Raw genomic sequence first — 24369 nt, forward strand, 5'->3', positions numbered from 1 at the left:
AGGTTTTCAGGTGAAAATATGAAATTTCCTGGCGTGCATTATCCCTGCGCGATTTTCACCAGCGTACGACCCGTGACTTTATTATCCAGCAGGCGCTGGGCGGCATCAGCCGCTGCCGATAATGTCACCTCGGTGGTAGCCTGTTGAAAGAAGCTGGCCGGTATGGTTTTCACCAGGCGTTTCCAGGCTTCAATCCGTCGGGGCGCTGGCGTTTGCACCGAATCCACGCCCTGCAAACGAACATTGCGCAGAATAAAAGGCATGACAGAGGTGGGCAGCGCGTATCCGCCAGCCAAACCACAGGCGGCCACCACGCCGGAATAGTGCATTTGCGCCAGCACCGAGGCCAGCACCTTATCACCAACAGTATCGATCGCGCCTGCCCAGCGCTGTTTCTCCAGCGGGCGGCTTTCGGCAGCAAACTCGCTGCGCGGTAGCACCTTAGCGGCACCAAGCTGACGCAAGTAATCCGTATTGCTGTCCCGGCCGCTGACGGCGGTGACCTGGTAGCCCAGCGCGCTGAGCAGAGCCACTGCCGTACTGCCGACGCCGCCGCTGGCACCAGTCACCAGCACATCACCTTTATCCGGGGTGATGCCGCCTTCCTCCAGCGCCATAACGCACAGCATGGCAGTAAAACCCGCCGTGCCTAAAATCATTGCCTGACGCGCCGTCAGTCCTTCCGGCAGCGGCACCAGCCAGTCGCCATCGACTCGCGCCTGTTCCGCCAGGCCACCCCAGTGCGTTTCACCCACGCCAAAGCCGGTTAGTAAAACCTGCTGTCCCACATGGAAGCGCGGATCTTCGCTGTGGTGCACGGTGCCCGCAAAATCGATGCCGGGCACCATCGGAAACTGGCGAACAATTTTGCCTTTACCGGTAATTGCCAGCGCATCTTTATAGTTGATGCCCGACCAGCTAACATCTACCGTCACATTACCTGGCGGCAACTGCTGTGGCGAAATATCGCTCAGCGCTGCGTGATAAGCGCCGTCAGCTTGTTCAATCAGTAAAGCCTGCATGAGATTCTCCTGAATTTTGTGAGTCGATGGTAACGATAAAGTCTTTGGCAACTATACTCGCCGAATGGTAGCAGAGGCTGACCCGCCGCAAATAAATCGCAGGCTATTGATTTTTTAGCGCTGGCCGGGCGAATAACCTCCATATGTTTACCCTCTGACACCCGCTTCTCATCGTTGCGGCGTGGTCATAACGCAGTGAAAAAGGCACAGGGATGCGATCAACCACAAAACTCTCAGCGTTTGTAACGCTGCTTATTACTCTGGCAATAGTATTAATGTTGGTGGGCAGCACGCTGAGCTTTTTCTGGCTACGTAGCGAATGGGCCGAGCAGCAGATAGAGACGCTGAAAACAGAAGTGGATCAGGCGCTGCTGACTCAAAGTCCAGCTGAACTGACGCCATGGTTACAGCGTACAATGCCGCTTATGGATATAGAACGCTTACATATCCTCAGTAAAGAAAAGGCCATTCTTGCGCTTTCTCACCGTCAGTATCCTCTACTCGATGACGTTCCCAATCGCTTCCGCCGTTACGATCTGCCGCTAATGCATCAGCCCGGCTGGGTGTTGCGTGTTGAGGTACTTGATCCGGCGAATACCTGGTTTAAATCTTTTATCGGTTCCTCGGTAATCATTGCCGTTGTGCTGGTAGCGGCATTTATGTTGCTGTTGCTGGTGCCTACGCAGCGCTGGTTATGGCGTCAACTCAAAGGAATGGAGAGTCTGGAAAAGCGAGCAGAACGCATTATTGACGGCGAACGGCGCGGGATTGGTCGCGGCAACGTCAATGAGTGGCCATCGAAAGCCTCCACGGCTATCGATCTGCTGCTGGACGATCTCCAGGAAGCGGGCGAGCAGCGTACCCGCATTGATACTCTTATCCGCGCCTTTACCGCGCAGGATGCGGCGACCGGCCTGAATAATAGGCTCTTTTTTGATAATCAACTGGCGACCCTATTAGAAGATCAGGAAAAAGTGGGCACCCACGGCGTGGTAATGATGATCCGTCTGCCCGATTTTGACAGCCTGAGTGAAAAATGGGGCAGCGGGGCGGTACAGGATTATCTCTTTTCTCTGGTTAATATGCTTTCGACGTTTGTTATGCGCTATTCCGGCGCTCTGCTGGCGCGCTATTTTCGCAGTGATTTTATGGTGCTGTTGCCGCACCGCACGCTAAAAGAGGCGGACGGCATCGCGGCTCATCTAATCAAAGCGGTTGATGCGCTGCCGCCGACGGCAATGATCGATCGGCAAAATATGATTTATATCGGCATTAGCGCCTGGCGTAGCGGACAAACCACACAACAGGTGATGGAGAGCGTTGAGCAGGCCACACGCCATGCTGCGTTGCAGGGCGGCAACACATGGGTGACGGCGGAAGGAATGGATGTGGATGGCGGACGCGGCAGCGTTCAATGGCGTACGCTGCTGGAGCATACGCTGAAGCGCGGCGGCCCACGGCTCTATCAAAAGCCGGCCGTACTGCGCGATGGTCAGGTGCATCATCGTGAAATGTTGCCGCGCATTTTTGACGGCGAAAAAGAGCTGCAGGCAGCAGAGTTTATGCCGTTAGTGCAGCAGATGGGGCTGGCTGAGGCGTACGACCATCAGCTGATGCAGCGTATTATGACGCTCTCTGCCTGCTGGCCGGAAGAGACGCTGGCGGTGCCGATGACGATTGATTCATTATTACAGCCGACGTTTCAGCGAACGCTGCGCGATATGCTGCTGCAGTGTACTAAATCGCAGCGGCAACGTTTTTTATTTGAACTTGCTGAGGCAGAAGTGTGTCAACACTTCAATCGTTTGCAACCGGCGCTGCGATTGCTTAAAGGTTTTGGCTGTCGTCTGGCGGTCAGCCAGGCTGGCTTAACGGTAGTCAGCACCGCCTATATTACCCAGGCGGGCGTTGAGCTTATTAAGCTTCATCCGGGTCTGGTGCGTAATATTGAAAGACGAACTGAAAACCAGCTGTTTGTGAAAAGCTTAATTGAGGTGTGCAGCATGACGCCGACGCAGGTTTTCGCCGCAGGCGTCAGAACGCGGGAAGAGTGGCAAATGCTGTCAGCGCTTGGCGTTGCAGGTGGCCAGGGCGACTTTTTCTCTACTTCACAACTGGTTAATAGTAATGTGAAAAAATATTCGCAAAGAGTTCGGGTTTAGCCGGATGATTTGACATAATGGCGCGCGGTTAAGGAGCCAGCGGCTATTTGCGGCTGCCAACCGCCGTGGAATTTAAATGTTAGATTTTATAACTGTTATGTCCGCTTATCAGCCCGATTTCGCGGGTATTCAGCTGCTTTTTCGGCCGAATATTGCTGCATCAGTTCGATAACATGGTAACAAGCGCGAGATAGCTTGATTTTTCACCGAAGTAGAACGTTTTTGCGCCTTGTGGCGGCTTCGCGTGGTTGGTAAAGTAAGCGGATTTTATTTTCCGCCCCCAGCTTGCAGGATTATCCTTTAGTATGTTTAAAAAATTTCGTGGCATGTTTTCCAACGACTTGTCCATTGACCTGGGTACCGCGAATACCCTGATCTACGTCAAAGGCCAGGGTATCGTGCTGAATGAGCCCTCAGTCGTTGCCATCCGCCAGGATCGTGCCGGCTCTCCCAAGAGCGTTGCGGCTGTCGGTCATGATGCAAAACAGATGCTTGGTCGTACGCCAGGCAATATTGCCGCTATTCGTCCAATGAAAGATGGCGTAATCGCTGATTTCTTTGTTACTGAGAAAATGCTGCAACACTTTATTAAGCAGGTGCATAGCAACAGTTTTATGCGTCCCAGCCCGCGCGTGCTGGTATGCGTTCCGGTCGGCGCTACTCAGGTTGAGCGCCGCGCAATTCGCGAATCTGCTCAGGGAGCAGGCGCGCGTGAAGTTTTCCTGATCGAAGAGCCAATGGCTGCCGCAATCGGCGCAGGCCTGCCGGTATCTGAAGCAACCGGTTCTATGGTGGTGGATATTGGTGGCGGTACCACCGAGGTCGCGGTGATTTCTCTTAACGGTGTGGTCTACTCCTCCTCCGTACGTATCGGCGGCGATCGTTTTGATGAAGCTATTATTAATTATGTACGCCGTAACTACGGCTCACTGATTGGTGAAGCAACCGCAGAACGTATCAAGCATGAAATCGGTTCTGCCTATCCGGGTGATGAGGTTCGCGAAATCGAAGTGCGCGGCCGTAATCTGGCTGAGGGCGTGCCGCGTGGCTTTACCCTTAATTCCAACGAAATCCTGGAAGCCCTGCAAGAACCGCTGACCGGTATCGTTAGCGCTGTAATGGTTGCGCTTGAACAGTGTCCGCCAGAGCTGGCATCCGATATTTCAGAGCGCGGCATGGTCCTGACCGGCGGCGGCGCGCTATTACGTAATCTTGATCGCCTGCTGATGGAAGAGACCGGCATTCCGGTCGTGGTAGCGGAAGATCCGTTGACCTGTGTCGCTCGTGGCGGCGGTAAAGCGTTGGAAATGATCGACATGCACGGCGGCGATTTGTTCAGCGAAGAATAATCTGCCAGAAGGGAGTGCACGGCGAAAGCAACACTCCCTTTTTTTGATGTCGGGGAATACGCAGAGTTTATGAAGCCAATTTTCAGCAGGGGGCCCTCCCTGCAGCTCCGCCTTTTTCTGGCGGTTATTGTGGCCATCGGCATCATTGTCGCCGACAGCCGCGTGGGTTCGTTTACCCAAATCCGTAACTATATGGACACGGCCGTAAGTCCATTCTATTTTCTGGCCAATGGGCCACGACAAATTCTGGACAGCGTTGCTGAAACGCTGGCCTCTCGCCAGCAGCTTGAAAAGGAAAATAAAGCGCTGCAGCGCGAACTCTTTCTGAAAAACACTGAGCTGCTGATGCTGGGACAATACCGGCAGGAAAATGCGCGTCTGCGCGAGCTGTTAGGATCGCCGCTGCGTCAGGATGAGCATAAAATGGTGACTCAGGTGATTTCTACCGGCACCGATCCCTATACCGATCAGGTGGTGATTGATAAAGGCAGCGTCAATGGCGTCTATGAAGGACAGCCGGTAATCAGCGATAAGGGCGTGGTCGGGCAGGTGATTGCGGTGGGGCAGATGACCAGCCGCGTACTGCTGATTTGCGATGCGTCTCATGCTCTGCCGATTCAGGTGCTGCGTAATGATATTCGCGTTATCGCTGCCGGCAACGGCTGCACCGAAGATCTGCAGCTAGAGCATCTGCCGGGCAATACCGATATTCGCGTTGGCGACGTGCTGGTCACCTCCGGCCTCGGCGGGCGTTTCCCGGAAGGGTATCCGGTCGCGGTAGTATCATCCGTGAAAGTGGATACGCAGCGCGCCTACACGGTGATTCAGGCGCGTCCAACGGCAGGGCTGCAGCGTCTGCGCTATTTGCTGCTGCTGTGGGGCGCAGATCGTAACGGCGATATGCCGATGGCACCGGATGAAGTGCATCGGGTAGCGAACGAGCGCCTGATGCAGATGATGCCGCAGGTGCTGCCGCCAGCCGGAGAAATGGGGCCGCCGTTACCGCCAGCCGCTGAAGGCGCGCCGGCGCAGGCAAATCCTTCAACGCCTGCCTTAGCGACGCCTTCAACCGATAGCCGCACCGCCGTACCGGGCAGCCAGCCTGCCGCGCAGGGAGGCCGTCCTTGAGTCGCTATCGCAGCCATGGCCGCTGGGTTATCTGGCTATCCTTTCTGGTGGCGCTGATCCTGCAAATTATGCCGTGGCCGGACAATTTTTATATGTTTCGTCCCTCCTGGCTGCTACTGATCCTGATTTACTGGCTGCTGGCGCTACCGCATCGGGTGAGCGTTGGCACCGGTTTTGTCATGGGCGGCATTATGGATCTGATCTCCGGCTCCACGCTGGGGGTACGGGCGCTGGCGCTGAGCATTATCGCCTATCTGGTCGCTTTCAAATTTCAGCTTTTCCGTAACCTGGCGTTGTGGCAACAGGCGTTAATGGTTATGGTGCTGTCGCTGGCAATGGATGTCATTGTTTTCTGGGCTGAGTTTTTAGTTATCAATATTTCGTTCCGACCAGAGATTTTCTGGAGTAGCGTGGTAGACGGTATTTTGTGGCCCTGGCTATTCTTATTGATGAGAAAGATTCGTCGTCAATTCGCTGTTCAGTAAGGACAACTATGTTATCCCTTTATCTTGCCTCCGGTTCACCGCGTCGTCGTGAACTGCTGACGCAGCTTGGCCTGCATTTTGAACGTGTTATTACCGACGTAGAAGAGCAGCGCCGGGAGGACGAGAGCGCGCTGCAATATGTGCGTCGGCTGGCGCGGGAAAAAGCGCAGGCGGGCGTGGCTGTGGCACCGCAGGATCTGCCGGTGCTGGGCGCTGATACGATTGTGGTACTGAACGGCGAAGTGCTGGAAAAACCGCGCGATGCGCTGCATGCTGCAGAGATGCTGACGCGTCTCTCTGGCCAGACGCATCAGGTACTGACGGCCGTGGCGCTGGCGGATCGTCAGCGTGAGCTTGACTGTCTGGTGACAACGGATGTGACCTTCCGGCTGCTGACGGCACAGGATATTCAGGCGTACATCGCCAGCGGCGAACCGATGGATAAGGCGGGCGCATACGGTATACAGGGGCTTGGCGGCAATTTTGTCAGAAAAATTAACGGAAGCTATCACGCCGTGGTTGGCCTGCCGCTGGTGGAAACCAGCGAACTGCTCAGCCATTTTCAATCGTTGCGTGAGGTAAGTAAGGGGACATGATGACGGCTGAGCTACTGGTTAACGTCACGCCATCAGAAACACGCGTGGCCTATATTGACGGCGGTATCCTGCAGGAAATCCATATTGAGCGCGAAGCGAAGCGCGGCATCGTCGGCAATATCTACAAAGGTCGCGTAAGTCGGGTTTTGCCAGGCATGCAGGCTGCTTTTGTGGACATCGGCCTGGACAAAGCGGCGTTTCTGCATGCCTCCGATATTATGCCGCATACCGAATGCGTGGCTGGCGAAGAACAGAAGAATTTCAGCGTCCGCGATATCGCAGAGCTGGTGCGTCAGGGTCAGGATCTGATGGTGCAGGTGGTGAAAGATCCGCTTGGCACCAAAGGGGCGCGTCTGACCACCGATATTACCCTGCCTTCGCGCTATCTGGTTTTTATGCCGGGTGCCTCTCACGTTGGCGTATCACAGCGCATTGAAAGCGAAGCCGAGCGCGACCGTCTGAAAGCTGTGGTTTCCGCCTATTGCGATGAGCAGGGTGGATTTATCATTCGCACGGCGGCGGAAGGCATTGGCGAAGAGGAGCTGGCGCAGGATGCCGCTTTTCTCAAGCGCCTGTGGACCAAAGTCATTGAGCGAAAAAAGCGTAATAAAACGCGCTGCCGTCTGTATGGCGAATTAGCGCTGGCGCAGCGCGTACTGCGTGATTTCGCTGGCGCCGCGCTCGATCGCATTCGCGTTGATTCACGGCTGACCTATGAGCTGTTGCTGGAGTTCACCTCAGAATATATGCCGGAAATGACAGCCAAGCTGGAACATTACAGCGGACGTCAGCCGATTTTCGATCTTTATGATGTGGAAAATGAGATCCAGCGTTCGCTCGATCGCAAGGTTGAGCTGAAATCGGGCGGCTATTTGATTATCGACCAGACGGAAGCAATGACGACTATCGATATCAATACCGGTGCCTTTGTGGGGCATCGCAATCTGGATGAGACCATTTTTAACACCAATATCGAAGCGACGCAGGCGATCGCACGTCAGCTGCGGCTGCGTAACCTGGGCGGCATCATCATTATCGATTTTATCGATATGAATAATGAAGAACATCGCCGTCGCGTACTGCACTCGCTGGACAGCGCGCTGAGTAAAGATCGGGTGAAAACCAGCATCAACGGTTTTTCGGCGCTGGGGCTGGTGGAGATGACGCGTAAGCGTACCCGCGAAAGCATTGAGCATGTCTTATGCCAGGATTGTCCGGTCTGTAAAGGACGCGGTACGCTGAAAACGGTGGAAACCGTCTGCTACGAGATCATGCGTGAAATTGTACGCGTTCATCATGCTTATGACTCCGACCGCTTTTTGGTCTATGTTTCACCCACCGTTGGCGAAGCGCTGAAAAGCGAAGAGTCGCATGCGCTGGCTGAAGTAGAGCTGTTTGTCGGCAAGCAGGTAAAGGTGCAGATCGAACCGCTCTATACCCAGGAGCAGTTTGACGTGGTGATGATGTAAAATCTGGTTAATATTTTGGTCTGTATTTGAAGATTTCACTCCGGTCAAGCGCTAAAAATGCGCCTCTGTTTCAGGTAAACTCTGCTGACCTGATTCTCCCTGGCTGCTGCAACGGCACGTTCGGGAATATGAACCAGCTTATTCATCCGTACAGTTTGCGCAAGACAAGGAGAGGAGTGTGAGGCAACTGCCCAGGATCCTGTTACTTACAGGCGCTGCGGTAATCGTTATCGTTGCGCTACTGGTCAGTGGCTTGCGGCTGGTGATGCCGCAGTTAAATCATCATCGCAGCGCGCTGCTTGACGCCGTTTCCTCCGCGACCGGTTTAAAAATTGATGCTGCCTCATTGCAGGGGCGCTGGGAAAACTTCGGCCCGACGCTGGATGTGCGCCAGTTGGCCGTTTCCCTGCCTGATGGCGGTTCGCTGGATATTGGCCGCGTGACGCTGGCGCTGGATGTCTGGCAGTCCCTGTTGCACGCCCGCTGGCAGTTTCGTGAGCTGACTTTCTGGCAGCTCGACCTCGATAGCCGTTCGCCGCTCATCAGCAATGATAAAAATAATCACACGCTAAAAGCGGGTCAGATCAATGATCTGTTCCTGCGTCAGTTCGACCATTTTGATCTGCGCGATAGCCGTATTCGTTTTCAAACGCTTTCCGGGCAGCGCGCCGAGCTGGCGATCCCACGGCTGAGCTGGCTGAATGAAAAAGCACGCCATCGGGCGGAAGGAGAAGTCAGCCTCTCCAGCTTTACCGGCCAGCATGGCGTGGTACAGGTACGCTTAGATCTGCATGATGAGAATGGTCTGTTGAATGACGGACGCATCTGGCTACAGGCGGACGACGTGGATGTTAAACCCTGGCTGGGGCAGTGGATGCGCGATAACACCACGCTTCAGAGCGCACGTTTTAGCCTGGCCGCCTGGCTTAGCCTGAGAGAGGGCGAAGTGTATGATGGCGATGTCTGGCTGAAACAGGGCGGTGCACGCTGGCAGGGCGATAAGCAACCGCATCGGCTGGAGGTAGATAACCTGACGATGCATCTGGCGCGCTGGCGCAGCGGCTGGACGGTAACCGTGCCGCAAAACAGCTTACGCACCGATGGCCAGCCCTGGCCAAAAGGGCACTTTTCTCTGGCATGGCTGTCGCAGCATGCTATCGGCCCGGAGCCGCAAAGCGTGGAAGAGCTGCGCGTACGCGCCACCGGGCTTAATCTCCAGCGGCTGGCGCCGCTAATTCCGTTATTCTCCCGCCTGTCGCCACAGATGCTGGAGAACTGGCGCACCCTGCAGCCGCACGGGCAAATTGATGCGCTGGCGCTGGATATTCCGTTGCAGCAGCCGGATCAAAGTCGCTTTCAGGCGCGCTGGCGCGATTTAAGCTGGCAACACTGGCAGCTGCTGCCGGGCGCGCAGCATGTTACCGGCACACTGAGCGGTAGCCTGGCGGATGGTCGGCTGGATATTGGCATCAAGGACGCGGTAATGCCTTACGGCACCATGTTTCGGGCGCCACTGGAGATCAAAAGCGCCACCGGCACCCTGAGCTGGCAGCAAAGTAAAAATGCGCTGGCGCTGCAGGGCAAAAATCTTGATGTGCAGGCGCGCTCGCTGTGGGCCAAAGGGGATTTCAGCTACCGTCAGGGCACCGGGCTGCCGCCGCGCCTCGATATTCTGGCCGGGATCCATGTCACCGATGCCGGCGACGCCTGGCGTTACTTCCCTGAACCGCTGATGGGCACTCACTTAACCGACTATCTCAGCGAGGCGATTAAAGGCGGGCAGGCCGCTAACGCCACATTACTGTTTGCCGGCAACCCGAAGCTGTTCCCTTTCCGCCATAACGAAGGCATGTTTGAAGTCTCTGTGCCGCTGCGTCGCGCAAGCTACGCTTTTCAGCCCGGCTGGCCGGCGCTTGAGAACCTGGATATCGATCTCGATTTTGTTAACGATGGCCTGTGGATGACGGCGAAGCAGGCGATGCTCGGCAAGGTTCAGGCAAACAACGTCAGCGCTGTGATACCGGATTACCTGAAAGAGCAGCTGATCGTTAATGGCGATCTGCGCGGCGAGGCGGCTGACATCCGCGATTACTTTAACCAGACGCCGCTGCGATCTTCGCTGGGTGCCGCGCTGGATGAACTGCAGCTGGGCGGAGAAACCGGCGGACACCTGCAGCTGGATATTCCGCTGGATGGCGAGCAGGTTCATGCGCGCGGTGATGTGCAGCTGGCGAATAACACGCTGCTTATTGCCCCGCTGAATAGTCGTCTTACCGCACTTAACGGCAGCTTTACCTACGATAATGGTAACCTGCGCAGCGATACGCTGCGGGCCAACTGGTTTGGGCAGCCGGTCAGCGTTAATTTTCATACCGAAGAGCGGCCGCAGGATTATCAAATTGGCGTTAGTCTGGCGGCTGAGTGGCAGGTTAATAAACTTGCGCCACTGCCCGCAGGCGTAAGCCAGCAGCTGAGGGGCACGCTTCCCTGGCAGGGCGATGTGGCTATCACGTTGCCAAATAAGGGCGGAGCGAATTATAAAATTGATCTTGCTGGCGACCTGAAGAATGTAAGCAGTAACTTACCCTCTCCGCTGGCAAAAAAGCGCGGCGAAGCGCTGCCGATAAAGATAACGGCAAGCGGCGATCTGCAGCACTTTGACTTACAGGGCGTAGCAGGTGATCAGCAGCGCTTTAACAGCCGCTGGTTGATTGGTAAACAGCTGCGTCTCGATCGCGGTATCTGGCTGAACGAGGCGAAAAGCACGCCAGCCTTGCCGAATACGCGCGGTATGGTGCTGCATCTACCGCCGCTGGACGGCGACAGTTGGCTGAAACTGCTGATGGCCGATGGCGGAACGCAGAAAGCCACCTCAAAAACCGGCGGCGGCAGTGCGATAACCGGTTACCAATTGCCTGGCGATATCACGCTGAGTACGCCCGCTCTCGAGCTGGCAGGACAGCAGTGGCGCGATACGCAGATTACGCTGCGCCAGCTAATGGCCGGGGGAATGCAGGTCGAGGCGCAGAGCCGTGAAGTCAACGGCAAGTTAGATATTCCTGCCAGTGGGCCATGGCGCGCGCATCTTGGCTGGCTTTATTACAACCCGGAATGGCAAAGCGGCAGCGAAGAGGCCTCGCCCGCTCAGCCGCAGGAAAGCAGCACAATTAACTTTGCCGGCTGGCCAGCGCTGCAAATCAACTGTGACGATTGCTGGCTGCGCGGACAAAAGTTCGGACGCATCCAGGCATACCTGACGCCGCAGAAGGACACGCTAATGCTGACCAACGGGCTGGTGGATACCGGCAGCTCGCGCCTGACCGTTAGCGGCGAGTGGGTTAACCGCTCCGACGAACAGCGTACCTCGCTGAAAGGCAAACTCAGCGGCAGCAATATCAATAATGCCACCAACTGGTTTGGCGTGAATACGCCGCTACGCGATGCGCCTTTCACGCTCGATTATGATCTGCACTGGCGTGCTGCGCCCTGGCAGCCATCGGAATCGTCGCTAAGCGGCGTGCTGAAAACCCATTTTGGCAAAGGGCAAATCGCTGATGTCAGCAGTGGACGCGCTGGTCAGCTGCTGCGGCTGGTGAGCTTCGACGCACTGCTGCGCAAATTGCGCCTCGATTTTAGCGATACCTTTAGCGAGGGGTTCTGGTTTGACTCCATTAACGGCACGGCATGGATCAAAGATGGCGTGATGCAAACCGACAATCTGCTGGTAGATGGACTGGAAGCGGATATCGCCATGCAGGGCAAGCTGGATCTGGTGAAGCGGCAGATTAATATGGAAGCCGTTGTTGCGCCTGAAATTTCAGCATCGGTAGGGGTTGCGACCGCGTTTGTAATCAATCCGGTGGTCGGCGCAGCGGTTTTTGCTGCCAGCAGGGTGCTGGGACCGTTGTGGAACAAAATCTCGCTGCTGCGTTATCACATCAGCGGCCCCATCGATAAACCGGAAATTAACGAAGTGTTGCGCAAACCGCGTGAAAAGAGCGCGAAGTGAATTTGACGCCGCAGGGGAATTACCGCAGGCTATAGCAATAATGTCACACAACGAGTGAGAAACGATGAGTCTGAATCTGGTAAGTGAGCAATTGCTAACTGCGAACAACATCAATCAGCAGGATTTGTTCACCCTGCTTGGGCAGCTTTCAGAACGTCGCCTGGATTATGCCGATCTCTATTTCCAGTCCAGCTACCATGAGTCCTGGGTGCTGGAGGATCGCATCATTAAAGATGGTTCCTGGAATATCGATCAGGGCGTTGGAGTACGCGCCGTTAGCGGTGAGAAAACCGGCTTCGCCTATGCCGACCAGATTACTCTGAACGCGCTGCAGCTAAGCGCGCAGGCTGCTCGCAGCATTGTTCGTGAGCAGGGCAACGGCAAGGCGCAGGCGCTGGCTGCGGTATCGCATCAGGCGCTTTATCCCGCTTTCGATCCTTTACAAAGCCTGTCGCGCGAAGAAAAAATCGCGCTGCTGCACCGCGTCGATAGCGCGGCGCGTATGGCGGACAAGCGCGTGCAGGAAGTCAGTGCCAGCCTGACCGGCGTATATGAACTGGTGCTGGTGGCGGCGACCGACGGCACGCTGGCGGCAGACGTGCGTCCTTTGGTGCGCCTGTCGGTCAGCGTACTGGTGGAAGAGGATGGCAAACGCGAGCGCGGTTCCAGCGGCGGCGGCGGACGTACCGGCTATGATTTCTTCCTTGCTGATGAAGCGGGCGAAGTGCGGGCCGAGCGCTGGGCGCGCGAAGCGGTACGCATGGCGCTGGTTAACCTCTCCGCCGTTGCGGCGCCTGCGGGCTCAATCCCGGTGGTGCTGGGCGCAGGCTGGCCTGGCGTGCTGCTGCACGAAGCGGTCGGGCATGGGCTCGAAGGTGATTTCAACCGACGCGGCACCTCTATGTTCAGTGGGCAGATGGGCAAACTGGTGGCATCTGAACTCTGTACGGTGGTAGATGATGGTACGCTGGATGGCCTGCGCGGTTCGTTAGCCATTGATGATGAAGGCGTACCGGGCCAGTACAACGTGCTGATCGAAAATGGCATATTGAAAGGCTATATGCAGGATAAGCTTAACGCGCGCCTGATGGGAGTTAAGCCCACCGGTAACGGTCGCCGTGAATCTTATGCGCATCTGCCGATGCCGCGCATGACCAATACCTATATGCTGGCGGGGCAGTCGACGCCGCAGGAAATTATTGAAAGCGTGGAGTATGGCCTCTACGCGCCTAACTTTGGCGGCGGGCAGGTGGATATCACCTCCGGCAAGTTTGTTTTCTCTACTTCAGAAGCCTATTTGATCGAGAAAGGAAAAGTGACGCGTCCGGTAAAAGGCGCGACGCTGATTGGATCGGGTATTGAAGCGATGCAGCAAATTTCCATGGTCGGCAACGATCTGGCGCTGGATAAAGGCGTGGGCGTATGCGGCAAGGAAGGGCAGAGCCTGCCGGTAGGCGTCGGCCAGCCAACGCTGAAACTGGATCGTTTGACCGTAGGCGGCACCGCCTGATTTATCTTCCCTGGCAGGCTCTCTGCCAGGGATTTAACCGCTGTTGCGATGTTCCTGATAGATCTCCGCCACCTTTTTAAACCAGGCGCTGAGATAATCAATACATACCTGTACTTTCAACGGCAGCTTATCTTTCTGCGTATAAAGGGCATAGACCGGACGCGGATCTGACTGATAGCGACTAAACAGAATCTCCACTTCACCCGCCTTAATCTCTTCAATCACCCACATCAGCGGAACATAGGCGATGCCGCAGCCTGCCTTCAGCCAGCGGATCAGCGTTTGTGAGTCATTGGTAACAAAGCGCCCCTGCGGCGAAAGATGCGTGCTGATCCCTTCCGGCGCAATCAGTTCGAAATCGCTGTCTGGCCGCACGCTATATTCCAGCCATGAAAAGTTAGCAATATCGGCGGGTTTCTCGGGCGTACCGTGCTGCTCAAGATAGTGTTTCGCGGCGCAAACCACCATCGGCATTGAGCCCAGTCGACGCGAAAACAGGCTGGAATCCTGTAAGGCTCCGACCCGGATCACCACGTCCAGCCCATCGGCAATCAGATCGGGTGCCGGAATACCGGTTACCAGATTCACCGTCAGGCCGGGATATTCCTGCAGCATTTCCGCCGTCATATTTGCCAGCACGTTTTGCGCCATGGTGGATGAGCTGCCGATGCGCAGCGTGCCGATCGGCGAGTTATTAAAAGCATACAGCTGTTCATGGACCTGATGCGCTTCCGTCAGCATCCGGCGACAGCCCTGATAGTAAATACGGCCCGCTTCAGTCAGCCCAAGGCTGCGGGTGCTGCGATTGAGTAATTTAACCTGCAGTTCATCTTCCAGTTTAGAGACAATCTGGCTTATAGAGGAAACGCTCATCTGTAACTGACGCGCAGCGGCAGTAAACGACCCCAATTCAACCACTTTGGCAAAAACCGACATACCCTTGAGTCGTTCCATTATTCACTCTGGCTTAAAAGTGATTTAGATCACATTATGTAGATAACTTATAGTCAGGCGCGTTACTATATGACGCCGGGTTGCCGTCTGGTGACTCACCTTTTGTGCCAGGACACTTAAGTACACGCTATGCTTTAGGTGCTGATATTCGTCTGACAGTGTACCTGTCGTCCGATCATCATCAACCCGTAATATGAAACTACCTGTATTTGCAGGCCGTTTCGCGCTGGCATCACGGTATGGCCCGGTTACGTATCAACAAGGATAAAAGATGAGTGTGTTACCGGTTATTGTCATATTTGGGCTCTCTTTTCCGCCCATATTTTTTGAAATCATTGTCTCGCTCTTGCTGTTCTGGCTGGTACGTCGCGTACTGCAGCCGGTTGGTTTGTATGATTTTGTCTGGCATCCGGCGCTGTTTAATACCGCACTCTATTGTTGCCTGTTCTATTTAGTATCCTGTCTGTTCGTCTGAGGTTTTAAGTGAAAGCTCTAATAAGAAAAATTGCGCGCTATGCCATTACCCTGATTCTGGTTGTTATCGCCGTGGTGGTTGTTTTCCGCGCCTGGGCTTTTTATACCGAATCGCCCTGGACACGAGACGCTAAATTCGCCGCGGACGTGGTGGCTATCGCCCCTGACGTCACCGGTCTGATTACTGACGTGCGCGTACGTGATAACCAACTGGTAAAAAAGGGCGACGTACTGTTTACCATCGACCAGCCGCGTTTCGAGAAAGCGCTCGCGGAAGCAGATGCGGATGTGCAGTATTACCAGGCGTTGGTTAATGAGAAACGTCGTGAAGCGGCCCGCCGCAACAAGCTGGGCGTGATCGCTATGTCACGCGAAGCGATCGAGCAATCCAATAACGATCTGCAAACCGCCGAACATCAGTTGGCGAAGGCGCAGGCCTCACGCGATTTGGCGAAGCTGGATCTGGAACGTACGGTTATCCGTGCGCCAGCTAATGGCTGGGTTACCAACCTCAATGTATTTACCGGTGAATTTATCACGCGTGGCACAACTTCCGTGGCGCTGGTAAAACAGAACTCCTACTACGTGATGGCCTACATGGAAGAGACCAAGCTGGAAGGCGTTCGTCCCGGCTATCGTGCTGAGATCACGCCGCTGGGCAGCGATCGCGTGCTGCGTGGTACGGTTGATTCGGTGGCGGCTGGCGTAACCAACAGCAGCAGCAGCGTCGACAGCAAAGGCATGGCTACCATCGATTCGAATCTGGAGTGGGTGCGTCTGGCGCAGCGCGTGCCGGTCAAGATCCGCCTCGATCGGCAGCAGGGTAACCTCTATCCTGCAGGCACCACGGCCACCATCGTTGTCACCGGCGAGAAAGATCGCGAGCAGAAACCGGAAAATCCTCTGACCCGGCTGCTGCATCGCCTGCGTGAGTTCGGCTAAGCGAGGGCGTGATGCAACTCGAACGATTACGCTTTCCGGTTAAGCTGACTTTTGCCATTCTTATCGCGCTACTGATTGGCTTTCACTTTAATCTGGAAACGCCGCGCTGGGCGGTGATGACTGCCGGTATCGTCGCTGGCGGTACCGCCTTTGCCGCAGGCGGCGACCCTTACTCTGGCGCGCTGCGTCACCGCGGTATGCTGCGTATCATCGGCACCTTCCTGGGCTGTCTGGCGGCGTTGGTAATTATGATCGCCACTATTCGCGCGCCGGTGGTAATGATGCTGCTCTGCTGTATCTGGGCCGGGTTCTGCGTTTGGGTTTCCTCTTTAATGCGTGTAGAAAACTCTTATGCGCTGGGGCTGGCGGGTTACACCGCGTTGATTATCGTGGTCAGCGTGGATTTAACTGCCGGCACGCCAATGCTGGCTCCGCAGTTTGCGGTAGAACGCTGCAGTGAGATTATTATTGGCATCATCTCAGCAATTTTGGCGGATGTGGTGTTCTCGCCGCGCTCGATCAAGAAGGTGATCGATAAAGAGATCGAAACGCTGCTGTTAGAGCAGTACCGCCTGCTGCAGCTCTGCGTGGCTCATGGCGATAAAGAAGAGGTGGATAAGGCGTGGGGCAATCTGGTGCGACGCACCACGACCCTTAACGGCATGCGTAGCCAGCTGAATATGGAGTCGTCACGCTGGCAGCGGGCAAACCGCCGCCTGAAAGGGATGCACACGCTTTCGCTGACATTGATTACGCAGGCAGCGGAAACGTTCCTGATCCAAAACTCGCGTCCTGAATTTATACCGCCGCAGTATCGTGTTCTGCTGGAAAAAGAGGTCAACAACCTCAGCGATCTGCACAAGCATCTGAAAAATCTGCGACGTGTGATAAGCGCATCCGGCAGTAAAAGCACGCCGATGACGCTGGTGAGCTGGGTAGGCGCTGCGACGCAATATTTGATGCTGTTAAAGGGCGTACAGACCAATAGCAGCATGAGTCAGCAGGAAGAAGCTCTGCTGAGCCACGAAGTGGAAGTGGTGCGTGCGCGCTCAGCGGAAACCCATCATGCGATGATTAACGGCATCCGTACTTTTGTTGCTACGGCGCTGGGGACGCTCTTCTGGCTCTATAGCGGCTGGACGTCCGGCAGCGGCTGTATGCTGATGCTGGCGGTGATTACCGCGCTGGCGATGCGTGCGCCGAATCCGCTGATGATGGCGAAAGACTTTCTTTACGGGATGACGGTGGCGGTACCGCTGGGCGCGCTCTATTTTATGGTGATTATGCCCTCTACGCAGCAGAGTATGCTGCTGCTCTGTATCGCGCTCGGTACGTTAGCGTTTGTCGCCGGTATCTTTATCCAGCGGCGGCAGTTGGGTACGCTCGGTGCGTTTGTCGGCACGCTGAATATTGTGGTGCTGGATAACCCTATGACGTTCTCAGTAAACTCCTTCCTTGATAGCGCGCTGGGTCAGGTTATCGGCTGTTTTGTGGCGCTGATGGTGATCCTGATTATTCGCGACAACTCACGCGCCCGCACTGGACGCACCTTGCTGAATCGCTTTATGTATGCAGCAGTATCGGCTCTGACGACCAATCAGGCGCGACGTAAAGAGAACCATCTGCCTGCGCTTTATCAACAGCTGTTTTTGCTGTTGAATCTGTTTCCCGGCGATATTGATAAGTACCGTCTGGCGCTGACTTTGATTATTGGTCATCAGCGCTTGCGGAATGCGGAGATCCCGGTGAACGCCGATCTCTCGGCGTTTCATAAGCAGCTGCGTTATACCGCTGACCGGGTGATAGCTTCACGTAGCGATGACAAGCGACGTTATTATTATCATAAGCTACTGCGCGAGTTTGATACCTATCAGGAAAAGCTCCAGCACTATCAGGCGCCGCTAAGCGTTACCGAGCCGGTTAAGCGCCTGGCCGATATGCTGAAAAAATATCAGAACACCCTGATCAATATTTAATCCTGCCGTCGGTGCCCTCAGGCACCGGCCTTTGCGCCCGTTCTCCCTGTTTTCCTGCCGTGCTGAAACCGAAGGCCCACGCTTTGCCAACTATACTTGGCACAACGGGACAGTAAAAACAGGAGCGTAAAATGACCCATTCCCTGCAAGATCATGAACTTTTCCAGACGGGCTGTCTGATTAACGGCCAGTGGCAAACCCTGAGCGAAACCTTTGAGGTGCTGAATCCGGCTACCGGCGAGGCGATCGCGCGCGTAGCTAAAGGCGGCAAGCGCGAAACCGAACAGGCGATTGCTGCAGCCGAGCAAGCTTTTCCCGCCTGGCGTGCCCTGACCGCGAAACAGCGATCGGAGATTCTTTATCGCTGGTATCAGCTGATTATCGAGAATAAAAGCTGGCTGGGACAGCTGATGACCGCTGAACAGGGGAAACCATTGAAAGAGGCTGAAGGTGAAGTGGAGTATGCCGCCAGCTTTATTCAGTGGTTTGCCGAGCAGGCCAAACGCGCCAATGGCGAAATCATTCCACCGGCCAAAAGCGGCGCGCGCATACTGGTCACGCGGGAACCGGTAGGCGTGGTAGCGGCCATTACGCCATGGAATTTTCCAATGGCGATGCTGACGCGTAAGCTGGGCCCTGCGCTGGCAGCAGGCTGCACCGGCATTATCAAGCCTGCCAACAATACGCCGCTTTCCGCCTTTGCGCTGCTGGCGCTGGCGCAAAAGGCGGGCGTACCCGATGGCGTGCTGAACGGCGTTGCTGGGGATACCCATGCCATCAGCGATGCCATTATGGCCAGCGGCGCGGTGCGTAAAATCTCCTTTACCGGCTCCACGGCCGTAGGCAAAACCCTGATGCGTAACGCTGCAGAAACCATGAAAAAAATTTCTATGGAGCTGGGCGGCAATGCGCCTTATATCGTGTTTGAGGATGCGGATATTGAGGCTGCGGTTAAAGGGGCGCTCGCCAATAAATTCCGTAATGCCGGCCAGGTTTGCGTTAGCGTGAATCGCTTTTTTATTCACGATGCGGTTTATGAGCGCTTTGTTGAGCGGCTGGCAGAGGAAGTTAACAAACTCAGGGTCGGCAACGGTATGGAGGAGGGCGTAGTGGTTGGCCCGTTAATCAACCATGCTGCGGTAGAAAAAGTTGAGGAGCATGTAAAAGATGCGCAGGCGAAGGGCGGACGTATCGTGACCGGCGGCGCACGGCATGCATTAGGCGGTAATTTCTGGCAGCCCACGGTTATCGCCGAGGCCAGTGAAGAGATGAAGTTAGCGCATGAGGAGACTTTTGGCCCGGTAGCAGCCTGTTTTCGTTTTACTGATGAAGATGAGGTTATCCGTCGGGCAAACGCCACGGAATATGGCCTTGCAGCCTATTTTTATACGCAAAACCTGCAACGGATCTTTCGCGTCTCTTCCGCGCTGGAAAGCGGCATGATCGGTATCAATGAGTGTGCAGTATCAACCGAACTGGCACCTTTCGGTGGCGTAAAAGAGTCCGGTCTGGGACGTGAAGGCTCGGTATTAGGTATGGAAGAATATCTGGAAGTAAAAGCCCTGCATATTGGTGGCCTGTAAGCAGATTGGGCGCGTGGCGCCCAATATCCTGGTAAGGAGCAACCGGCATGAAGAAAGAGATTTTTGACTTTAATGAGATCGTCGATCAGGCGCATTTTTATCGTCAGTTTAGCGAACGCTTTGCGCTTAACGATCGGTTAATTGTTGATCTGGATTCATTATGGGATGCCGTTACGCAATCGCAACTGCCATTACCGCTAGAAATAGAGTTTATTCATTTAGGAGCCGGGCAAAAACGCCGCTATGGCGCGCTGATTTTGCTGTTCGATGAAGCAGAAGAGGAGCTGGAAGGTCAGCTTCGCTTTAATGTCCGTCAGACGAGAAAAAACCAATAAAAAAGGCCCTAAACAGCAGGGCCAAGGGGTTCGTCAAACAGCTGACGAGGAATGACTGATAGCGCTTTATTAAATGTCACGTTCAGCCTGTCAGACCCGCTAATAATTCAGGTATTTGACGGGATATCATGTTCAGGCCGTCGGCCCGGTAATTATTTGTAGATTTCAGCGGTGGCGTGGTAGTTACCGTTGGTATAAGCCTCAACAACGCGATAGGCAGAAGCGCCTTCTTTGTCTGCTTTCTGCGACAGATGCTGACGAATGGCGGTTGGGCTGGCATCAATACCGCTTACGGAAATGGTGCCGATGGGTTGCAGATTCTGGCTGGCAACGTCTTGCTGAGTAACCAGATCGGCTGCAGCTGCGCCAAATGAAAGCACGGAAGCCAGACCTAAAGCAGCAAAGGTAAATGTAGTTTTCATTTCTTACTCCTGAATATTGATGTTACGGCAGCCGGGATGGCTTGATAGCGATTATTATTTCTGAGGCTGCCTGAGTCGTTCATGCATTAAACCGGTGCACCCGGCAGTCACGTTGCGCTTATTTATACAGCTCAGCAGTAACGTGATAGTTATCGTTGTTACGCGCTTCGATAATGCGATAAGCGCTGGCACCCTGACGCTCAGCTTTTGCCTGCAGCGCCTGATGGATATCCATCGGCGTACCTGCAATGCCGCTGATGCTTACCGTACCAATTGGCTGCAGGTTTTGTGCCTGATCGGCGTTGATAGATTCTGCTGCAAAAGCGCTGAATGAGAGAGTAGAAGCAAGTCCTACGGTTGCGATGATAGTTTTAATGTTCATTGATCTGTTCCTCGTCTTCTATTTTTGTCTTTGTTTGCTCTGTGATCCACATCACGAAAACAAGTATAGATCTAATAACGCATGAAATTAATATTCTGCTAATAATGTTTTGTTGTTACGCTTTAGCTAATGACGCTTTTTTTATAACCAAGAGTTATATACAAAGGCTATTTATTGCGCAGAATTGGTTATTTTTTAATTAAAACAGTGTGATAAGTGGCTTTATCTATTTGTGCTTTGCTTTTTGGTCGAATCAACCAGTAAACATGCTTAGATGGTCACATCTCCTGCCTGGTGGTAATGCAGGCAGCACGATATGCGAATATGTTGATATAACAGCCAATAAAAAAAGGCGCTCTTATTCCATTTAACGTTGAGAGTGGCGTTTTGAAACACAGTAAGGCAGGAAGAAGGAGAAGAACGGGTAGAGGATAATATGCGCAAAAAGCAATCATACTGAATTAACAGAAAACAGGATCGCCCACTAACAGCCAGCGATCCCGCTTTGCTTACAGTTCCTGTTCAAACAGATTCAGGATAGCTTCATAAAGTTGTTTCACGGTAAAGGCGCGCGCTGGCGTGATAAAAATGGTGTCGTCGCCTGCAATCGTACCAAGGATCCCTTCCGCTTTGCCTAATGAGTCCAACAGGCGGGCAATCAACTGTGCTGCGCCGGGACTGGTATGAATCACCACCAGCGCATCATTGTAATCAATATCCAGCACCAGGTTTTTAAGCGGAGAGGTTGTGGTGGGCACCCCCAGTTCGGCTGGCAGACAGTAAACCATTTCCATCTTCGCGTTACGGGTACGCACCGCACCAAACTTGGTCAGCATACGGGAGACTTTCGACTGGTTGATATTGTCGAAGCCTTCATCCTGCAGGGCTGTCACAATTTCACCCTGCGAGCTGAATTTTTCCTCTTTCAATAAAGCCTTGAATGCTTTAATCAGATCTTCTTGTTTCGATGGGTTACGCATAGGCTACCGATAATATAAAAATGCTGTGAAGCCCGGCCAGCAGGCAATACATTATTATGCATTTAAATGAATGTTTATGCAAATACGCTGCGGTGAACAGTGCCGTTACCGCGCAGTGGGCGCGCATTTTACCAGACTTTTGGCGCAGATAAAATTTACGCGAAGCGCATAGCTATGGCAGACGAAGTGAAGGGATTGTTATAAAATTGATGTTGTTCTGCTAAGCGCGGACGGTGTAAGGTATTGTTGATTAATTTATCTGTATCCGGTTACGCCCAGTGTCAGGCCTGTACGTAATGCGGTCATTTTCACCCGTTTCTGCTGGCTTTATCGGCCAGGTAAAACGATGACAACGTCCTCGCTATTACTTCTCAGGTCGTCCAGCATAGTACCCCGCTGGATTCCGACATTTTTATGCTCACAATAATAAGGAGTTTAGGATGAAAGTTGCAGTTCTCGGTGCGGCTGGTGGTATCGGCCAGGCACTCGCACTTCTGCTGAAAACCCAGTTACCTGCGGGTTCAGAACTCTCTCTGTATGATATTGCTCCCGTAACGCCCGGTGTGGCCGTTGATTTAAGCCACATTCCTACGCCGGTTAAAATCAAAGGTTTCAGCGGTGAAGATGCAACGCCTGCGCTGCAGGGCGCCGATGTGGTATTGATCTCTGCCGGCGTGGCACGTAAGCCGGGTATGGATCGCTCGGATCTGTTTAATGTTAATGCCGGTATTGTACGCAATCTGATCGAGCAGGTGGCTAAAACCGCTCCTAAAGCGCTGATTGGTATCATTACCAATCCGGTAAACACCACCGTTGCCATTGCCGCAGAGGTGCTGAAAAAAGCCGGCGTTTACGATAAAAATCGTCTGTTCGGCGTGACTACGCTGGATATTATCCGCTCAAACACTTTCGTGGCGGAGCTGAAAGGCAAACAGCCGACCGAACTGAATGTACCGGTAGTGGGTGGACACTCCGGCGTCACCATTCTGCCACTGCTTTCACAGGTGCCAGACGTCTCTTTCAGCGAACAGGAAGTAGCCGATCTGACCAAACGTATCCAGAACGCGGGTACGGAAGTGGTTGAGGCCAAGGCGGGCGGCGGATCCGCTACGCTGTCAATGGGACAGGCAGCTGCGCGCTTTGGTCTGTCACTGGTACGCGCGCTGCAGGGTGAAAGCAATGTGGTAGAGTGCGCCTATGTTGAGGGCGATGGTGAATATGCGCGATTCTTCTCGCAGCCGCTGCTGCTGGGCAAAGAGGGCGTGGCTGAGCGTCGTCCCATTGGCCAACTGAGCGACTTTGAGCAAAAAGCGCTGGAAGGCATGCTGGAGACGCTGAAGAAAGATATTCAGCTGGGCGAAGAGTTCGTTAAGTAATATTACTGATATTAAAAAGGGAGCCACAGGGCTCCCTTTTTTATTACGCAGCAGAAGACCGTTTTAAAAGGAGCCTTCGAGCGTCTTGTTACGGCGTCGCTATTGCGCCGGATATTCCTGAATGGTGACTTCCAGCGTCAGTTTCCGATCGTTACGAATAACCTGCACATCAATCACCGAGCCGGGACGTATCTCAGCCACCTGATCCATGGTTTCCTGCGCAGAAACGGCGGGCTTGCCGTTAACGCTGGTAATCAGGTCATTCGCCTGAATACCGGCTTTGGCTGCCGGGCCTTCAGGCGCAACGGTATTCACTACAATTCCCTGAATATGATCCACACCGGCATTCTGTCCATGCAGCGGTGGCACTTCACGCCCGGTAATCCCGATGTAGCCGCGAATAACGCGCCCGTCACGAATAAGCTTATCCATGATTTTTGTCGCCAGCGCGGTGGGGATTGCAAAGCCGATCCCTTCCGGCGTCTCGCCATCGTTACTTTTATCAAACGAAAGCGTATTGATGCCCATCAGCTCGCCCAGTGAGTTGATAAGCGCGCCGCCAGAGTTGCCCCGGTTAATCGAAGCATCGGTTTGCAGAAAGTTTTGTCGCCCGGAAGGGCTTAAGCCTACGCGGCCAGTGGCGCTGATAATGCCCTGGGTGACGGTTTGCCCAAGGTTATAGGGGTTGCCGATAGCCATTACGATATCGCCCACGTGCGCGATGCGTTCCGGGTTAATGGGAATAACCGGCAGGTTAGTGGCGGTGATTTTCAGTACCGCCAGATCGGTCAGGCTGTCAGAGCCAACCAGCATAGCCTCAATAAAACGTCCGTCCTGTAACGCGACAATAATCTGATCGGCACCGTTGATAACGTGACGGTTGGTCAGGATATAACCTTTATTATTCATTATCACGCCGGAGCCGAGCGTAGTAATACCTCGTCCGTTACTGCTCGACGCGCTGCGGTTATAGACGTTTACCACGGCCGGAACGGCGCGGCGTACTCCCTGATTAAAGCTAAATGGCGTTTGATCGGCGCTGCTTTCCGGCACAGAAAGCAGGCTGCTGCCGATGCGCAACGCGGGCATCACCGCCAGTAAAATACCTGCGACGATCAGCCCCAGAACTACCGAGCGCAAGAGTTTAAGAAACATGATGTTAAGCTATATCGGAAAAGAACTGGGGCAGAATATCATGAGTTGCGCGGACACACA

Annotated in this window: 20 protein-coding genes; 14 read left to right on the forward strand and 6 right to left on the reverse strand. The window is 54.2% G+C overall.

From position 1 onward, the window contains the following. Positions 1-38 precede the first annotated feature (38 nt). A complete protein-coding gene (locus tag ACQE3Y_RS17015; protein ID WP_426982143.1) occupies positions 39-1022 on the reverse strand; it encodes an MDR family oxidoreductase in 984 nt (327 codons plus the stop codon). A gap of 212 nt (positions 1023-1234) precedes the next feature. On the opposite strand from ACQE3Y_RS17015, the gene csrD reads away from it, so the two are divergent. From csrD to tldD, 8 genes are all read left to right on the forward strand, one after another. Then, positions 1235-3184: an RNase E specificity factor CsrD gene (gene csrD / locus ACQE3Y_RS17020; RefSeq protein WP_426974871.1), complete on the forward strand. Its 1950-nt coding sequence runs from the start codon at positions 1235-1237 to the stop codon at positions 3182-3184. A gap of 305 nt (positions 3185-3489) precedes the next feature. Continuing rightward, positions 3490-4533: a rod shape-determining protein MreB gene (gene mreB / locus ACQE3Y_RS17025; RefSeq protein WP_003855260.1), complete on the forward strand. Its 1044-nt coding sequence runs from the start codon at positions 3490-3492 to the stop codon at positions 4531-4533. A gap of 69 nt (positions 4534-4602) precedes the next feature. After that, positions 4603-5661, forward strand: a complete 1059-nt coding sequence (mreC, locus tag ACQE3Y_RS17030; protein WP_426982144.1) for a rod shape-determining protein MreC — start codon at positions 4603-4605, stop codon at positions 5659-5661. Next, the gene (gene mreD, locus ACQE3Y_RS17035; protein ID WP_085068391.1) at positions 5658-6146 is read left to right on the forward strand and encodes a rod shape-determining protein MreD; all 489 of its coding nucleotides are present in this window, start codon (positions 5658-5660) and stop codon (positions 6144-6146) included. The genes mreC and mreD overlap by 4 nt, the downstream gene beginning before the upstream one ends. Before the next feature lie 8 nt (positions 6147-6154). Next, complete coding sequence (locus ACQE3Y_RS17040) at positions 6155-6742, forward strand: Maf family protein (RefSeq protein WP_426982145.1); 588 nt, start codon at positions 6155-6157, stop codon at positions 6740-6742. After that, complete coding sequence (gene rng / locus ACQE3Y_RS17045) at positions 6742-8211, forward strand: ribonuclease G (RefSeq protein WP_250651580.1); 1470 nt, start codon at positions 6742-6744, stop codon at positions 8209-8211. Before ACQE3Y_RS17040 ends, rng begins: the two co-directional genes overlap by 1 nt. Positions 8212-8389: 178 nt before the next feature. Then, entirely contained in the window at positions 8390-12220 is a 3831-nt protein-coding gene (gene yhdP / locus ACQE3Y_RS17050) for an AsmA2 domain-containing protein YhdP (protein WP_426982146.1), read from the forward strand. Positions 12221-12284: 64 nt separating this feature from the next. Beyond that, positions 12285-13730, forward strand: coding sequence for a metalloprotease TldD (gene tldD, locus ACQE3Y_RS17055; RefSeq protein ID WP_085068385.1), 1446 nt, complete (start codon positions 12285-12287; stop codon positions 13728-13730). Positions 13731-13763: 33 nt separating this feature from the next. Here the strand turns inward: tldD and aaeR are convergent, their stop codons facing one another. After that, positions 13764-14684, reverse strand: a complete 921-nt coding sequence (gene aaeR, locus ACQE3Y_RS17060) for an HTH-type transcriptional activator AaeR (protein ID WP_426974868.1) — start codon at positions 14682-14684, stop codon at positions 13764-13766. A 271-nt stretch (positions 14685-14955) separates the two neighbouring features. Between aaeR and aaeX the strand changes: the two genes are divergently transcribed. From aaeX to ACQE3Y_RS17085, 5 genes are all read left to right on the forward strand, one after another. After that, positions 14956-15159 carry a p-hydroxybenzoic acid efflux pump operon protein AaeX gene (gene aaeX, locus ACQE3Y_RS17065; protein WP_085068381.1) on the forward strand — a complete coding sequence of 68 codons (204 nt, stop codon included), beginning with the start codon at positions 14956-14958 and terminating at the stop codon, positions 15157-15159. Positions 15160-15167: 8 nt separating this feature from the next. Continuing rightward, positions 15168-16100: a p-hydroxybenzoic acid efflux pump subunit AaeA gene (gene aaeA, locus ACQE3Y_RS17070; protein WP_250651584.1), complete on the forward strand. Its 933-nt coding sequence runs from the start codon at positions 15168-15170 to the stop codon at positions 16098-16100. Between the two features lie 11 nt (positions 16101-16111). Then, entirely contained in the window at positions 16112-18076 is a 1965-nt protein-coding gene (gene aaeB, locus ACQE3Y_RS17075) for a p-hydroxybenzoic acid efflux pump subunit AaeB (protein ID WP_426974867.1), read from the forward strand. A 131-nt stretch (positions 18077-18207) separates the two neighbouring features. After that, entirely contained in the window at positions 18208-19659 is a 1452-nt protein-coding gene (locus ACQE3Y_RS17080) for an NAD-dependent succinate-semialdehyde dehydrogenase (protein WP_426982147.1), read from the forward strand. A 47-nt stretch (positions 19660-19706) separates the two neighbouring features. Then, complete coding sequence (locus tag ACQE3Y_RS17085; RefSeq protein ID WP_426974865.1) at positions 19707-19994, forward strand: barstar family protein; 288 nt, start codon at positions 19707-19709, stop codon at positions 19992-19994. 152 nt (positions 19995-20146) lie between these two features. Here ACQE3Y_RS17085 and yhcN (ACQE3Y_RS17090) read toward each other — a convergent pair whose 3' ends face one another. From yhcN (ACQE3Y_RS17090) to argR, 3 genes are all read right to left on the reverse strand, one after another. Further along, the gene (gene yhcN / locus ACQE3Y_RS17090; protein ID WP_426974864.1) at positions 20147-20416 is read right to left on the reverse strand and encodes a peroxide/acid stress response protein YhcN; all 270 of its coding nucleotides are present in this window, start codon (positions 20414-20416) and stop codon (positions 20147-20149) included. A gap of 118 nt (positions 20417-20534) precedes the next feature. Continuing rightward, positions 20535-20798 (reverse strand): peroxide/acid stress response protein YhcN, encoded by a 264-nt coding sequence (gene yhcN, locus ACQE3Y_RS17095; protein WP_085068369.1) that lies wholly within the window; start codon positions 20796-20798, stop codon positions 20535-20537. Between the two features lie 509 nt (positions 20799-21307). Beyond that, a complete protein-coding gene (gene argR, locus ACQE3Y_RS17100) occupies positions 21308-21778 on the reverse strand; it encodes a transcriptional regulator ArgR (protein WP_250651589.1) in 471 nt (156 codons plus the stop codon). A 440-nt stretch (positions 21779-22218) separates the two neighbouring features. On the opposite strand from argR, the gene mdh reads away from it, so the two are divergent. Beyond that, on the forward strand, positions 22219-23154 hold the full coding sequence (gene mdh, locus ACQE3Y_RS17105; RefSeq protein ID WP_426974863.1) for a malate dehydrogenase: 936 nt from the start codon (positions 22219-22221) through the stop codon (positions 23152-23154). Between the two features lie 99 nt (positions 23155-23253). Here mdh and degS read toward each other — a convergent pair whose 3' ends face one another. Then, complete coding sequence (gene degS / locus ACQE3Y_RS17110) at positions 23254-24309, reverse strand: outer membrane-stress sensor serine endopeptidase DegS (RefSeq protein WP_426974862.1); 1056 nt, start codon at positions 24307-24309, stop codon at positions 23254-23256. Between the last annotated feature and the right edge of the window lie 60 nt (positions 24310-24369).

The organism is Pantoea sp. FN0305, from assembly GCF_050113845.1.
In the GTDB taxonomy this organism is placed as follows: Bacteria; Pseudomonadota; Gammaproteobacteria; order Enterobacterales; family Enterobacteriaceae; genus Mixta; species Mixta alhagi.

Bases quoted from the DNA above. Each gene is read 5' to 3' on its own strand.
- ACQE3Y_RS17015 (WP_426982143.1), bottom strand. From the start codon at position 1,022: ATGCAGGCTTTACTGATTGAACAAGCTGACGGCGCTTATCACGCAGCG.
- csrD (WP_426974871.1), top strand. From the start codon at position 1,235: ATGCGATCAACCACAAAACTCTCAGCGTTTGTAACGCTGCTTATTACT.
- mreB (WP_003855260.1), top strand. From the start codon at position 3,490: ATGTTTAAAAAATTTCGTGGCATGTTTTCCAACGACTTGTCCATTGAC.
- mreC (WP_426982144.1), top strand. From the start codon at position 4,603: ATGAAGCCAATTTTCAGCAGGGGGCCCTCCCTGCAGCTCCGCCTTTTT.
- ACQE3Y_RS17040 (WP_426982145.1), top strand. From the start codon at position 6,155: ATGTTATCCCTTTATCTTGCCTCCGGTTCACCGCGTCGTCGTGAACTG.
- rng (WP_250651580.1), top strand. From the start codon at position 6,742: ATGACGGCTGAGCTACTGGTTAACGTCACGCCATCAGAAACACGCGTG.
- tldD (WP_085068385.1), top strand. From the start codon at position 12,285: ATGAGTCTGAATCTGGTAAGTGAGCAATTGCTAACTGCGAACAACATC.
- aaeR (WP_426974868.1), bottom strand. From the start codon at position 14,684: ATGGAACGACTCAAGGGTATGTCGGTTTTTGCCAAAGTGGTTGAATTG.
- aaeX (WP_085068381.1), top strand. From the start codon at position 14,956: ATGAGTGTGTTACCGGTTATTGTCATATTTGGGCTCTCTTTTCCGCCC.
- aaeB (WP_426974867.1), top strand. From the start codon at position 16,112: ATGCAACTCGAACGATTACGCTTTCCGGTTAAGCTGACTTTTGCCATT.
- ACQE3Y_RS17080 (WP_426982147.1), top strand. From the start codon at position 18,208: ATGACCCATTCCCTGCAAGATCATGAACTTTTCCAGACGGGCTGTCTG.
- ACQE3Y_RS17085 (WP_426974865.1), top strand. From the start codon at position 19,707: ATGAAGAAAGAGATTTTTGACTTTAATGAGATCGTCGATCAGGCGCAT.
- yhcN (WP_426974864.1), bottom strand. From the start codon at position 20,416: ATGAAAACTACATTTACCTTTGCTGCTTTAGGTCTGGCTTCCGTGCTT.
- yhcN (WP_085068369.1), bottom strand. From the start codon at position 20,798: ATGAACATTAAAACTATCATCGCAACCGTAGGACTTGCTTCTACTCTC.
- argR (WP_250651589.1), bottom strand. From the start codon at position 21,778: ATGCGTAACCCATCGAAACAAGAAGATCTGATTAAAGCATTCAAGGCT.
- mdh (WP_426974863.1), top strand. From the start codon at position 22,219: ATGAAAGTTGCAGTTCTCGGTGCGGCTGGTGGTATCGGCCAGGCACTC.
- degS (WP_426974862.1), bottom strand. From the start codon at position 24,309: ATGTTTCTTAAACTCTTGCGCTCGGTAGTTCTGGGGCTGATCGTCGCA.